Here is a 13,060-nt window from a genome sequence, read left to right on the forward strand (position 1 = left end):
GCAAGACGAATAAGGAGGCATGTTACAATGACTATGCAAGCAGAAAGAACTTACAAGATTACTACTCAGGACAAAGAAACCTTCGAGCGGGATGGCTATTGGATTTCGCCGAAGCTACTGGACGATGGGCAGATTGAAAGACTTCGTGAGGCGCACGAACGAATTTGGAGCGGTGATTATGACGGGGACGGGCTTCCGATGAACCATTATCGGCCAAACTCGAACCCTGACGCTCTCCGCAAGCTGGACAATGGTTGGTGGATTAATGACGAGGTCCGCCGCACCGTCACGGATCCGTTGATCGGCGAGTTAACGGCGGACTTACTGCAAGCGGATGAAATTCGATTGTGGCATGATCAGGTGATCTATAAGCCAGGTGTCGGGGACAAAACGACGGCGGTAGGCAACGTGGGCTGGCATCAAGATTATGGTTACTGGCAGTGTTCCAGCAATCCGGGCATGGTGACCGTGTGGATTGCGCTTCAGGACACTGACCTGACAAATGGCGGGATGAAGACGATCGTTGGTTCGCATAAATGGGGGTTGATCCCGGATAGCAACACGTTCTTCAATCCCAATATGGAAGAGCTCAGGGACAAATATGCAGCCGGCCGCGATTGGGTGGAAGAGCCCTGCATCTTGAAGGCAGGGCAAGCTAGCTTTCATCACGGACTTACGTTCCACGGGTCCGGCGCGAACACAACGACGGAGCCACGTATGTCAGTTGTCGCACATTTGATGCCAGGCGGCACAAGCTACCGGGCAGGTATTCAGCGTCATGACAATATCCGGTTGTTAGGGCCGCGCCCGCAGCAGGGTCAGCCTTTTGCGAACGCGTATTTTCCGGTTTTGTTTAAGAGGTAAGTCAGCCTTGCACAACTGTGCCTTTAAAAATTCGATCCATCACGCTGCACAAAAGGGTCATCATCTCGTCGATGTCCGCTTTCGATACAATCAACGCCGGCATTAAACGGATGGTATTCGGACTAGACGAGTTAATCAGCAAGCCAGCATGCAGGCAAGCGGCTGCCAGCTCGGCACCACGCGGCTCAGGGAGATCAAAGGCCAGCAGTAATCCCTTCCCACGGATGTCGGTGAGTCCATATTGCTCCTGTATCTCGTGAAGCCGCTGCAGTAAATAAGCTCCTTGCTCTGCGGCTTGCTGAGGAAGTTTGCGCTGAAGCACCTCTCCTACGACTGCAAGGCCCACGGCCATTGCAAGTGGTTGCCCTGTATAGGTTCCACCTTGGTCGCCTGCTTCAAAAAGGTTATACGCTTCTTTCGTAAGCATCGCCGATAGCGGAAATCCGCCGCCAATCCCTTTGGCAAGTGTGAGGACATCCGGCAGTACACCGTAATGCTCATAAGCGAACATGGTTCCAGTCCGGCCAATTCCGGTTTGGACCTCATCGAACATGAGCAAAATCCCCATCTCATCGCATAACGTGCGAAGTTTCTGGATGTAGGCAGTATTAGCTTCATATACGCCGCCCTCACCTTGGATGAGCTCCACTAAAATAGCGCAAGTATGGGGAGTAATCGCTTGCTTCATTGCTTCAATATCATTAAAAGGCACTTTCACGAAGCCGGGCAGTTGGGGAGCAAACATGTGCTCCCAGCCGGCTTTTCCCGTTGCCGCCGTAGTTCCCAACGAACGCCCGTGGAAGCTGCGCTTTGTTGTAATAATTTCGTAAGCGCCATTTTTACGGACAGCTCCATATTTACGAGCTAGCTTAATCGCACTTTCATTCGCTTCCGCGCCTGTGCTGCCAAAAAACACTCGCTCTAATCCCGATAATCCTGTCAAGAGGCGAGCAAATTCAACCATCGGCTTGTTAAAAAAGCCAGGACTTGCATTAACGAGCTTGCCTGACTGCTCTAGCAAAGCATCGCTGATGACTTTAGGAGAATGGCCTAGGCTGGTAACCGCCCAACCCCCAATAAAATCCAAGTACCTTTTCCCGTCCGTATCCCGCAAGTACATCCCTTCGCCATGCTCCATGACGACCTGAGGCCGGTTTGCAATAAACAAAATTGATGCATTAGCCTCTGCCAATAATTCATCCGTGAATGATTTTGTCTTTTCCATGCAGACACATCCTTTTTAATAAAAATAAGAAATAATGAATAATTATACACATATACGTATTTTTATTCAACCAAATAAATGTGGTGATCTTCCATTTTTATTTTGGTGGTGGAATGCCCTGCATATGGCTTGTGCATAATTGGTTGCCAGAGGATTTTCTTTTTATTAATAGGCAGTTACAATGACCTTAGGAATGACAACGTGTTTGTGGAGGGAAAGGAGATGTTTATGCCTGATAACGCATCGTTATTTCCGGCTCTTTTGATGGAAACGAACGGCCACCCGCACGTGATGGCGTACTATTTTAAACAGTGGCAAGGCTTTGAAATGCCCTTTCACCGTCATGATGCGACTGAAATTATGTATACGATCCAAGGCTATTGCGAAATCGAGATCCAATCCCAGCCGTCACATACCGAGAAGGTCGCTCTCAAAAAAGGCGAATTTATTATTATCAACGCCAATGTCCCCCACCGATTGCTAGTGGATGCAGCTAATCCATGCAGAATGCTGAATGTAGAGTTTCGGTTCATACCCAATAAAGGGGTATTCCCCTCGATTCAGCAGTTGGCTGCCGAAGATAACCTGTTGATCGCCTTACTGGAGTCAGAATCCCCCTATTTGGTGCTGCGCGATGGGGACGAAGTTTACCATATTATGAAAAGCTTGGTGCTTGAGCTGGATAAGGCAGCAAACAAAAGCGACTTGATGGTTCAGCTTCTGATTACACAGCTTCTGATTCGAATTGCGCGAGTTTGGCGTGAAACGGTAAATAGCTCAGAGGCGCAGAGTGAAAGATATGTCAAAATTTCAATGGAATATTTGCATCAGAACTATGATCGCGACATTCAAGTGAAGGATATTGCCGGGGCTGTTAATCTGCATCCTGGGTATTTGCAGCGAATTTTCAAATCCCTGACGGGTCAGACACTTATGGCTTATTTAACCGGTATCCGGATGGAAAAAGCCAAGATGCTGCTGCTCGAAACCGATGTGCCCATTTCTGATATTTGTGATTACATCGGCGTTGGAAGCCGGCAGTATTTTCATATGCTTTTCAAAGATTATACGGGTCTGACTCCAACGGATTTTCGTAAATCGATGTATGCGGAGAAACGGAATTATCCAGAAGGAAGTTAGAATTTTTGACAAAAGTGAGATGAGGAAGTTAGAAATTTGATAACGGTTTCTCTTTCGTGCTTGATACAATGTGAAAGGTAGAGAACACGATAGAGAGGGCGATCAACATGTCATTTAAAGTAGCTTTTATTGGAGCAGGAAGCATTGGATTTACACGCGGATTACTAAGGGATTTATTATCAGTTCCTGAGTTTAATGATATTCAGGTCGCTTTTACAGACATTAATCAACATAACTTGGATATGGTTACGGAACTATGCCAAAGAGATATAACGGAGAATGGTCTGAACATCCAAATTCAAGCAAGCACAGACCGCAGAGAAGCTTTGAAAGACGCAAAGTATGTGTTATGTACGATTCGTGTCGGGGGTCTGGAGGCTTTTGCAACGGATGTAGATATCCCGCTCAAATATGGCGTTGATCAGTGCGTCGGGGATACGTTATGCGCAGGGGGCATTATGTACGGTCAGCGTGGGATTTCGGAAATGCTGCGTATTTGCGGGGACATTCGCGACGTAGCTTCACCGGATGTGCTGCTGTTAAACTATGCGAATCCAATGGCGATGCTGACATGGGCTTGCAATACTTACGGCGGGGTACGGACGATCGGGTTATGTCACGGCGTGCAGCATGGACATCGTCAAATTGCTGACGTGTACGGTTTGAAGAAGGAAGAAGTCGATATTATTTGTGCAGGCATCAATCATCAAACCTGGTATGTACAAGCCCGCCATCAAGGCAAGGATCTGACGCAAGGACTGCTTGAAGCGTTCGAGAATCATCCGGAATACGCCCGCACAGAGAAAGTGCGCATCGACATGCTTCGCCGTTTCGGCTACTACAGCACGGAATCCAACGGGCATCTTAGCGAGTATGTGCCTTGGTACCGGAAGCGTGCCAGTGAGATCCAAGACTGGATCGATCTAGGGAGCTGGATTAACGGTGAAACCGGCGGCTACCTGCGCGTATGTACAGAAGGGCGGAACTGGTTCGAGACGGATTTCCCGAACTGGATGAAGGAAAAGGCTATGGTTTACACGGCCGAGAAGCGCAGTGAAGAGCACGGCTCCTATATCATCGAGGGACTTGAAACCGGCCGTATGTATCGCGGACATTTCAACGTAGTGAACAATGGCGTCATCTCGAATCTGCCAAACGATGCGATCATTGAAGCGCCGGGTTATGTGGATGCCAACGGCATTTCGATGCCGCATGTTGGAGATCTTCCACTGGGACCTGCTGCTGTATGTAATGTCAGTATTTCTGTGCAGCGTCTTGCAGTGGAAGCGGCTGTGCATGGGGACGATAAATTGCTTCGTCAAGCGTTCATGATGGATCCTCTTGTTGGGGCTGTCTGCAATCCGAAAGAAATTTGGCAAATGGTGGATGAGATGCTGGTTGCCCAAGAGAAGTGGCTGCCTCAGTATGGAACTGCGATTGAAGACGCCAAAAACCGTCTTGCCGCTGGCAATCTTATCCCAACCCGCGGGGACTACGAAGGTGCAGCGCGCTTGAAGGTGAAAACGGTGGAAGAAATGAAGCTGGACCGTGAAGCCGCTAACAAAAATGCAGGCGAAGCCGATAAAGGGAAAGATCGCGCAGCTGTTTCCTCGTAACATTCAGCGTAATGTTCGTTTATTTTCAAGTATGTTCATTTTGGTTCTTTTAAGTTATAATTAGTTCTGTAAGTGAAGGGCCGCTTGCGGTCCTTTTTTATTTTTCTATGATCGCTCAAATCGGAGAGGGGAAAGTCAGATGTCGAATATTGGCGTATGGGAACCGGCTGAGCCGGGTGTTAAGCGCTGCATTTTGAAAGCTGAAGTTGGGTTAATGATGATGGAGGTTCACTTTGAGCCAGGAGCCGTAGGATATCAGCACAGCCACGTGCATGAACAAATGTCCTATTGTTTAAAAGGCAAAATTGAGTTTACGATAGATGGTGTTGTGACGGTCATCGAACAAGGACAAACGGTTTACATACCTAGCGGAGCGCAGCATGGCGTAACAGCTTTGGAAGCATCTGCTTTGCTGGATGTATTTACACCGATTCGTGAAGATCTTGTGAAACGTTAACCAGTTGCTCTTGCAACTGGTTTTCTTTCTTTTGAATTGAATGCGTTTACATGTTGAACGGGAGAGCTAACTATGGGGAGAAAAAGCCGCCGAGCTTGGACCTGGTTCTATAGGAACTTGTTTTTACGCGATCGGCCGTTGACCGTCAAACTGCTTGTATATTCCGCTATGCTGGTCGTTACTCCGCTGCTTATCGTCGGGCTCATTTCGTATCAGAAGTCATCGGAAGTGCTGCGCGAGGAAGCGAGTTTAAGCAATGAACAAATCATAGAGCAGGTGAAGCTGCACATCGAATATTACATTCGAGATTTCGAAATCGACTCCATCCGGATGCAAAATCACCCCTCGATGCAGCTGTTTCTTCGCATGACAAGTGAGCAGGAAGTGAGAAATTCGGGCATACGCGAGCCGATGATGCAGCTTCTGAAAGATACAGCCTACTCCCGATCGGACATTTCCCGGATCATGCTTATAATGGAAAATCAAACGGTGCTCGATACGAGTATGAATAAAAATGTGACACCGGCGCTGCAGCTTATTCAGGAGCCGTGGTTTGCCAGCGTGCCTTCTAACAGCGACATTATGCTCATTATTCGCCCGCCTTCCGAACGATATGAGCTGGAGGATGTGCCGGTCCTGTCCATTGTAAAGCGGTTGGTCAGCCCCAATACGTTAGAACCTGTTGCCACTCTCATCATGGAAGTGAATTTCAAACGCATTCAAGAAATAGCTGAACGAGTAACGATTGGAAGAACAGGGTATTTATCGATTCTAGACCCGGGCGGAAGGTACATTTATTCCCCGGAGTACGCGGATATTGGTCATTTGGCGGCGTGGGATCAGCTGGACTATATTTTGCAGCAAGAGAGTGGCTCCTATCAGGCGTTAACTGGAGATAAGCCTTTTTATACGTTTAGTCGATCGTCCTATTTGAATTGGAGGCTGGTAACGACCATCCCTGAGCACGAGTTGACGCGCGGAACCCAGTATATCCGGCAAACGATTTGGTGGACGGTAGCTGTGACACTCGTTATCGCTTATTTGATCGGGATTGGCTTTGCGACAAGCATCGTTCGCCCCGTGCGGGCCTTGCAATATTTTATGAAACGGGTAAAAGAGGGAGATTTTCAAGCTCGGGTGGACATCGAATCGAAGGATGAGATCGGGCAGTTGACGAATGATTTTAATAAAATGGTGGAAAAGCTGCAACTCTTGCTGGGCGAGATTTATTATTCCCAGCTGCGGGAGAAGGATCTCCAGCTTCGCCAGAAGGAAACCGAGCTCAAGGTGCTCCAATCTCAAGTGAATCCCCACTTTCTTATGAATGCCTTGGAAACGGTACGGGGGATGGCGCTGGAAAAAGATATGACTGACATTTCGGTGTTAGTCGCCTCCTTGGCGAGGCTGCTGCGCTACAATTTGAATCATGCGGGAGCAACGAGCGCTGTGCAGCAGGAAATTCATATCTGTGAGATGTATTTGCGGATACAGCAGTACCGTTTTGAGGAGAAGCTCAGTTATGAGTTTCAAATTCCGCAGTGGGCGGAAAATCAGATGATTGCGAAGTTCGCGCTGCAGCCCTTAGTTGAAAATTGCGTGATCCACGGCATTGAGACGAGCGACCGTCCCGTTCATATCGTCATTTCCGCTAAGCAGCTGGATGAGCAGCAATTTGTCATCGAGATTCAAGATACCGGGATGGGGATACCGGCAGAAAAACTTCGTGCTTTGCAGCTCGATTTGCTGCAGAAGGATATGGTTGCGGCTGTTTCACAGATTGGGATCGTGAATGTGCATCGGCGCATCGCCTATTTATTCGGGGAAGCTTACGGTTTGGAGTTGGAAAGCAGCGCAGGCGCAGGAACGACCGTTAGCTTGAAATTGCCGCTTGGACATGGGCTGCGGGAAGGGGCATAGGGATCATGTACAAAATCATTCTCGCCGACGATGAAAAATGGGTTCGGGTTGTGCTGCGCAAGGCTGTGGAGCAAACGAAGCTTCCCGTTGTGATTGTGCAGGAATGCGCCAACGGGCTTGAAGCCTTGGATGCGGTGCACAAGCATGCTGCGGATCTAGTTATTTCCGATGTGAAAATGCCGATTATGGACGGCATCGGTTTGGCGGAACAGATGGCGACGATGACAGCGAATCTGGTGCTTGTGAGCGGTTATGACGATTTTCAATTCGCGCAGAAAGCGATACGCTACGGGGTCAAAGATTATTTGCTAAAGCCGGTGGAAATGGAGGCGATGACGGATTGCTTGGAGCGATGGATACAAGGTAGAGCGTTGTTGAAAGAGGCGATGGGAGGCACGAACGATACTTTTCAGACGGAGAAAGCCGAAATGTCTGTCATCGAGCAAGTGCAGCAGTTTGTTGCAGCTAATTTAGCGAAGGATATTACATTAACCGATGCAGCAGCGTTGGTTCATTTGAATCCTAGCTATTTGAGTCAGTTGTTCAAGCAGCAAACGGGAGGTAAGTTTGTTGATTATGTTATCGTCATGCGGATGGAAGAAGCGAAGAGGCTGCTTATCAAAACAGCTTTGCGCGTATCCGAAATCGCGGAGAGGCTGGGATATGGCGATATTGCGTATTTCAGCAATACGTTTAAGAAGCTGACGGGTAGCTCTCCTTTGGAATACCGGAAAAGTGGAGGGAAGCCGTAGGAGAAGAAAGGAACCTGAGGTGGGCGCAGGTTCCTTTTGTTTATTTATGTTAGCTGAGGCGCCTTCATGGAGCTCAACTTGGAATCGATCAGCTGTGTAGATGGATTATTTGTGGATTACTGGTGATTACTAGTGATTACTGGTGATTACTGGTGATTACTAGTGATTACTAGTGATTAACGCCGATTACTCCTGCTATTCTCCGTAATTGATCCATGTTTGCCCAAATAACTGGATTTCCTACCGCTAATATCGACTTATCCAGGAGATTTTGCTCCGTTTCCGGCGATTTAGATGGAGTTTCTCCTGCTATTATGCTTTCTGCTTCATAACGGCGTAGAATAGCGGTAGATTTTCCATTTATTTGGGAAACGAGATTTGGAGAACAATATTTAGAGAACAAGATTTAAAGAACAAGCGACTTTACTTTCTCGCCTTTTCAATAGCTTCCAGCGTTTCTTTATACTCTGTGCGATACTTCTCGATAACTGGTTTTACCGCGTCTTGCCATGGCTTGAGATCAGAAACGTCGGTGATGGTGACTCCTGCCGCTTTGACTTTGGCCTCGGAGTCTTTCTCGAATTTATCCCATTCGGCTTTCTGGGTTTTGACGGATTCGAGGGCCGCTTTTTTGATCAGCGCTTTGTCGTCATTGCTGAGCTTATCCCAAGCTACTTTGGAGATCAAAAGCACTTCCGGCACACGTTGATGCTGGTCAAGAATAAGATTTTTTGCCTGCTGAAAATGATTGGAGGAGAAATAGCTCGGATAGTTGTTCTCAGCGGCATCGATGACACCTGTTTGCAAGGCATTGAACACATCCCCGTATGGCATAGGCGTTGCATTCGCACCGAGCGCGTTCATAAGATCAATGTTCACTTTATTTTGAATAACGCGAATTTTAAGCCCTTTCAGATCAGCAATGCTTTTGATCGGTTTCTTGGAGTAGAAATGACGCGCCCCTGAGCTGTAGTAAGCAAGACCTTTCATACGCGAGGACTCCAAGCTGTCCAGCAGCTTCGTGCCTTGTTCGCTCTCCAGGAACTTCCATTGGTGATTGTCATTGTCGAAAATATAAGGCAAGCTGAACACTTCATATTGCTTGTTGAAGCCGCCAAGCGCTCCAGTGCTGACTCGGGTGAACTCAATCGCACCTAATTGCACCTGTTCGATAACGGCTTTCTCTTCACCGAGTTGGGAAGCTGGGAAGACGTCGATTTTGATGCGGCCATCGGAGGCTTGATTCACGAGTTCGGCGAATTTTTTATCGCCAAGTGTCGTCGGATAGTCAGCAGGATGCGTTTCAGCCAAGCGAAAAGTTAGCTTAGGGCCATTAGCTTTCTTGGACGCTGCAGGGCTAGCTGCTCCCGGTGCCGTTGTGGAGCTGCTGGTTGTGGGGGTGCTTCCCCCGCCGCAAGCGACTAGCAGTAGACTTGCACCGAGCATTGTGCAAAGTATGGTTATGTATGATTTTTTCATTTTCATAATGGTGATCACCCTTTTCATAGATTTAGTTGATTATTTCAGAAGATTTGGCAGCCACATCACAAGGCCAGGGATATAAGTCAGGATCATGAGCACGACGCACATGACATAGAAGAAGGGCATCATCGCCTTGGTGCCTTCAGAAATGGAGATATTGCCAATGGCAGAGCCGACGAATAAAACGGTTCCAACAGGAGGCGTCAGCAATCCAATGCCTAAGTTTAACATCATAATGATGCCGAAGTGAACAGGGTCCATCCCAAGGGCGGTGACGACAGGCAGCAGAATCGGTGTCATGATTAGGATGAGCGGAGCCATATCCATAGGTGCGCCAAGCAAGAGCAGCAACACGTTGATGATCAGCAGAATGACAATGGGGCTATCGGTGATGCCGAGCATCCAATCCGTAAGCATGCCGGGAACCTTGAGGAAGGCGAGCACATAACTGAATGTAGCGGAGGCGGCAATGAGGAAAAGCACCATCGCGACTGTTCGGAACGTGCGTTTAAGGATGACCCACATGCGGCTAATCGGAATATCTCGGTATACGAGAAAGGTTAGGATAAAAGCGTACAAACACGCTAACGCGCCGCTTTCTGTAGCCGTGAACCAGCCGGTGAAAATACCGCCAAGAATGATGACTGCTGTTAAAAGTGAAAGCAGACCGTCGCGCACAATTTTGGGAATGTCCCTCATCGGAACGGCTTCGCTTTTGGTGTAGCCGCGTTTAATGGCAATGATATAGCTTGTAATCATAAGCGATACGCATAAGATCAAGCCGGGTACGATGCCGGCGAGAAAAAGCGAAGCAATCGAGATCCCGCCTCCAGCTGCGAGAGAATACAGCACGAGATTGTGGCTTGGAGGAACGACGACGCCTTGAATGGCGGCGGAAACGGTGACACCTACGGCGTAGTCGGTGTCGTAGCCTTTTTTCTTCATCATAGGAATCATGACGGACCCGATGGAGGAAACATCCGCAATGGCGGAGCCGGAAATGTTCCCGAAGAACATGCAGGCAACGCAGTTGACCATGGCTAGGCCCCCGCGAATACCACCTACGAGAACTTGGGCGAGATTGATGAGGCGCAAAGCCATTTGGCCTTCGCTCATGATTTGCCCGGCCAGGATGAAGAATGGGATGGTCAATAGCGAGTAAGAATTCATCCCTTGAATCATCGTTTGTCCTACGGTGGCGAGCGGGACTTTCAAGTAAAGCAGAGTAAGCAGCGAAGAACCGGCTAAAGCTAGCGAGATCGGGAAGCGCAGGATAATCAGGAGGGCGAAGACGATGCAAAGAATGAGTATGGCAATGGTCGGATCCATTAGTGGATGCCTCCTTCCTGAAGATTAACATGCCGCTTCGTTTCGATCCCGAACAACTGCAGCAGCGCGTAAGCACAGGTCATAACGCCTGTTATCGGCATGATGATATAGAGTGTGCTGTTCGGCAGGCCAGTGGCCGGCAGTTCAGATTCATTCATCATGACGGTGAAATCCCAGCCATAGAACACCAGATAGATTCCGAAGCCGAGAATGACTAGCTCGATGACTTTATCCAAAGCTTTGTTGATGGGCGCTGGAAGCTTGTGGGTGAAGGAATCAATGCCGAGATGCAGCTTTTCCCGAAAGCCAATTGCGATGCCCATGAAGGAGAACCAAATGAGCAGCAGCATGGTCACTTCTTCTGACCAGAAGAATACGAAATCGAACAGCTTGCGCGTCATCACCTGCACAGTGACGATGATGATCATGCTGAGCAAGCCGATGAGTGCGGCGGATTCGATGAAAGTATCGATGCCTAGCGCTATTTTGCGAAGTAATCGCATCGTCAAGCGACCTCCCTTCTTTATTTTTGTAAGTGCTTTCATTTGGTTTGACTTAAGTATAGCGTTCCAGGGTTTGGGCTGGAACGCCATTGCTTTTAGGTTTTTTTGTAGTTTTTTTAGGAGATTGAGGAAAGTGTGTGGTGAGAATGGAGGAGAAGTTGTGGAGATGAGTGAGGGAGAATGGGGGAGAGAAGTTGTGGAGATGAGTGAGGGAGAATGGGGGAGAGAAGTTGTGGAGATGAGTGAGGGAGAATGGAGGAGAAGTTGTGGAGATGAGTGAGAGAGAATGGAGGAGAAGTTGTGGAGATGAGCGAGGAAGAATGGGAGAGAAAAGTTGTGGAGTGGAGTGAGATGAGAAGTGAGGCGAGGCGAGGCGGAGAGAGTACATGCTGTGTAAAAACAAGATGGTTATTCAAGGGTTGATGCTATTTTGAGAAAAAGACCTGATGCCAGTAAAGTCTTGAGGGTCTTTGCTATGACCGAGGATTTAGGCAGCGGTACTTGGTCGCATTGCACTATGTTGTAGTTTGTACAACCTTAGGGGTGTCTATTTGGTTCATTACCCCTCTATGTTGCAGTTTATACAACTATTTCGCATGAAATGGGCATTTCTTTGTTATTTAGGGCTCAAATGATTGTATGTTGTACAATGAAGATGAAATTGCTGCGTAAAAAGCGCCTGTATGTTGTATAAGATACAACATGCAGTTGGCTTTTATGTGTTCATCGTGGCGAGGTGAAACTGCTCCACCTATTGGCGCAGAGCACTACCTCCTACTCCCAAAAATCTCATTGGACATATTCCAATGAAGCCAAGCTTTAGGCGCGTAAATTCTACTTTTCATTGGACATATTCCAATGAGAGGACTCATTTCACCGCTTTTTGAGGTCAATTTCTTAGTGTCTCTTGGAATTCGTCCAATGAGATGATGCATTCTGCGCTGAATTTGCTGAGTTCATTGGATTTCAGCCAACGGCCATCAGCGATAGAGTAACATTCCAGTAGAATCAACCTGCAAAGATACTTTCATACTCCACGGGTGAGTGATCCGCAGATGCACCTGACCTGACCTGATCTGGCCGCACCACCGCACGCACCATACTCACCCCACCAAACCTCTCACTTCACGCGAACTGCAACCCCATATACACGGCTACACCCCATATCATGCAAGCCGACACTTTATTCAACCTCGCGATAAAACGCCCGCTTGTATCATGTTTACCAACGAGCCGCCCTGCAAATGCTAATCCAAAAAACCATAGCCAAGACACACAAACGATGCTAATAAGGAACACCCATTTTTCCCCGCCAGCATAGTTCAAGGAATTTGTACCAATAACGCCAATCGTATCTAAAATAGCGTGAGGATTCAGCAAGGAAACAGATGCCGCAAACAGAATTTGCTTTTTTGGTTGGCGTATCTCTGCTTCCTGTGTAGAAGGATCAGTGCTGGGCTTACTGCGCCAAAGCACCCAGCCCATGTAGAGCAGGAATAAGCAGCCAACTCCATACAATGCCGTTTGCAGCCATGAAAAGGTCAACACGATAAGGGAAACCCCAAAAACCGCTGCGAGAATAAGCAGGGTGTCACAGAGGGAAGCCGTGAGGATAACCGGCAGTGCCCCAAGGTAAGAGCGCTGGCTGGCGCCTTGATTAAACACAAAAACATTTTGTACCCCTACTGGTAAAATAAGGCCAAAGCCCAAAACAACCGCATGTATGATCGTTTGCAACAAAATAATCGCCCCTATCTAGCTGTCGAATTATTTCT

At 48.1% G+C, this 13,060-nt stretch carries 11 protein-coding genes; 6 read left to right on the top strand and 5 right to left on the bottom strand.

What is annotated here, in order from left to right:
* Nucleotides 1-27 precede the first annotated feature (27 nt).
* The gene (locus AC58UW_RS20365) at nucleotides 28-864 is read left to right on the top strand and encodes a phytanoyl-CoA dioxygenase family protein (protein ID WP_497422438.1); all 837 of its coding nucleotides are present in this window, start codon (nucleotides 28-30) and stop codon (nucleotides 862-864) included.
* A 1-nt stretch (nucleotide 865) separates the two neighbouring features.
* Here the strand turns inward: AC58UW_RS20365 and AC58UW_RS20370 are convergent, their stop codons facing one another.
* Nucleotides 866-2,089 carry an aspartate aminotransferase family protein gene (locus AC58UW_RS20370; RefSeq protein ID WP_497422439.1) on the bottom strand — a complete coding sequence of 408 codons (1,224 nt, stop codon included), beginning with the start codon at nucleotides 2,087-2,089 and terminating at the stop codon, nucleotides 866-868.
* Nucleotides 2,090-2,311: 222 nt separating this feature from the next.
* Here AC58UW_RS20370 and AC58UW_RS20375 point away from each other — a divergent pair, with 222 nt between their 5' ends.
* The 5 genes from AC58UW_RS20375 to AC58UW_RS20395 all read left to right on the top strand — a co-directional run bounded on the left by AC58UW_RS20375 (nucleotide 2,312) and on the right by AC58UW_RS20395 (nucleotide 7,971).
* Entirely contained in the window at nucleotides 2,312-3,229 is a 918-nt protein-coding gene (locus AC58UW_RS20375) for an AraC family transcriptional regulator (RefSeq protein ID WP_497422440.1), read from the top strand.
* A 107-nt stretch (nucleotides 3,230-3,336) separates the two neighbouring features.
* Complete coding sequence (locus tag AC58UW_RS20380; RefSeq protein ID WP_497422441.1) at nucleotides 3,337-4,845, top strand: alpha-glucosidase/alpha-galactosidase; 1,509 nt, start codon at nucleotides 3,337-3,339, stop codon at nucleotides 4,843-4,845.
* Nucleotides 4,846-4,984: 139 nt separating this feature from the next.
* Nucleotides 4,985-5,302, top strand: coding sequence for a cupin domain-containing protein (locus tag AC58UW_RS20385; RefSeq protein ID WP_145657127.1), 318 nt, complete (start codon nucleotides 4,985-4,987; stop codon nucleotides 5,300-5,302).
* A gap of 72 nt (nucleotides 5,303-5,374) precedes the next feature.
* Nucleotides 5,375-7,219, top strand: coding sequence for a sensor histidine kinase (locus AC58UW_RS20390; protein WP_497422442.1), 1,845 nt, complete (start codon nucleotides 5,375-5,377; stop codon nucleotides 7,217-7,219).
* 5 nt (nucleotides 7,220-7,224) lie between these two features.
* On the top strand, nucleotides 7,225-7,971 hold the full coding sequence (locus AC58UW_RS20395) for a response regulator transcription factor (RefSeq protein WP_497422443.1): 747 nt from the start codon (nucleotides 7,225-7,227) through the stop codon (nucleotides 7,969-7,971).
* Between the two features lie 423 nt (nucleotides 7,972-8,394).
* Here AC58UW_RS20395 and AC58UW_RS20400 read toward each other — a convergent pair whose 3' ends face one another.
* The 4 genes from AC58UW_RS20400 to AC58UW_RS20415 form a co-directional block, all read right to left on the bottom strand.
* A complete protein-coding gene (locus AC58UW_RS20400; protein WP_497422444.1) occupies nucleotides 8,395-9,456 on the bottom strand; it encodes a TRAP transporter substrate-binding protein in 1,062 nt (353 codons plus the stop codon).
* Nucleotides 9,457-9,489: 33 nt separating this feature from the next.
* The gene (locus tag AC58UW_RS20405; RefSeq protein ID WP_497422445.1) at nucleotides 9,490-10,782 is read right to left on the bottom strand and encodes a TRAP transporter large permease; all 1,293 of its coding nucleotides are present in this window, start codon (nucleotides 10,780-10,782) and stop codon (nucleotides 9,490-9,492) included.
* A complete protein-coding gene (locus AC58UW_RS20410) occupies nucleotides 10,782-11,285 on the bottom strand; it encodes a TRAP transporter small permease (RefSeq protein ID WP_497422446.1) in 504 nt (167 codons plus the stop codon). Before AC58UW_RS20410 ends, AC58UW_RS20405 begins: the two co-directional genes overlap by 1 nt.
* A gap of 1,125 nt (nucleotides 11,286-12,410) precedes the next feature.
* The gene (locus tag AC58UW_RS20415; protein WP_497422447.1) at nucleotides 12,411-13,025 is read right to left on the bottom strand and encodes a LysE/ArgO family amino acid transporter; all 615 of its coding nucleotides are present in this window, start codon (nucleotides 13,023-13,025) and stop codon (nucleotides 12,411-12,413) included.
* Nucleotides 13,026-13,060 lie beyond the last annotated feature (35 nt).

The sequence above is a fragment of the Paenibacillus sp. J22R160 genome (assembly GCF_059692135.1).

Excerpts from the sequence above, each read along its gene's own strand:
- AC58UW_RS20365 (WP_497422438.1), top strand. The coding sequence starts at position 28 with ATGACTATGCAAGCAGAAAGAACTTACAAGATTACTACTCAGGACAAA.
- AC58UW_RS20370 (WP_497422439.1), bottom strand. The coding sequence starts at position 2,089 with ATGGAAAAGACAAAATCATTCACGGATGAATTATTGGCAGAGGCTAAT.
- AC58UW_RS20375 (WP_497422440.1), top strand. The coding sequence starts at position 2,312 with ATGTTTATGCCTGATAACGCATCGTTATTTCCGGCTCTTTTGATGGAA.
- AC58UW_RS20380 (WP_497422441.1), top strand. The coding sequence starts at position 3,337 with ATGTCATTTAAAGTAGCTTTTATTGGAGCAGGAAGCATTGGATTTACA.
- AC58UW_RS20385 (WP_145657127.1), top strand. The coding sequence starts at position 4,985 with ATGTCGAATATTGGCGTATGGGAACCGGCTGAGCCGGGTGTTAAGCGC.
- AC58UW_RS20390 (WP_497422442.1), top strand. The coding sequence starts at position 5,375 with ATGGGGAGAAAAAGCCGCCGAGCTTGGACCTGGTTCTATAGGAACTTG.
- AC58UW_RS20395 (WP_497422443.1), top strand. The coding sequence starts at position 7,225 with ATGTACAAAATCATTCTCGCCGACGATGAAAAATGGGTTCGGGTTGTG.
- AC58UW_RS20400 (WP_497422444.1), bottom strand. The coding sequence starts at position 9,456 with ATGAAAATGAAAAAATCATACATAACCATACTTTGCACAATGCTCGGT.
- AC58UW_RS20405 (WP_497422445.1), bottom strand. The coding sequence starts at position 10,782 with ATGGATCCGACCATTGCCATACTCATTCTTTGCATCGTCTTCGCCCTC.
- AC58UW_RS20410 (WP_497422446.1), bottom strand. The coding sequence starts at position 11,285 with ATGCGATTACTTCGCAAAATAGCGCTAGGCATCGATACTTTCATCGAA.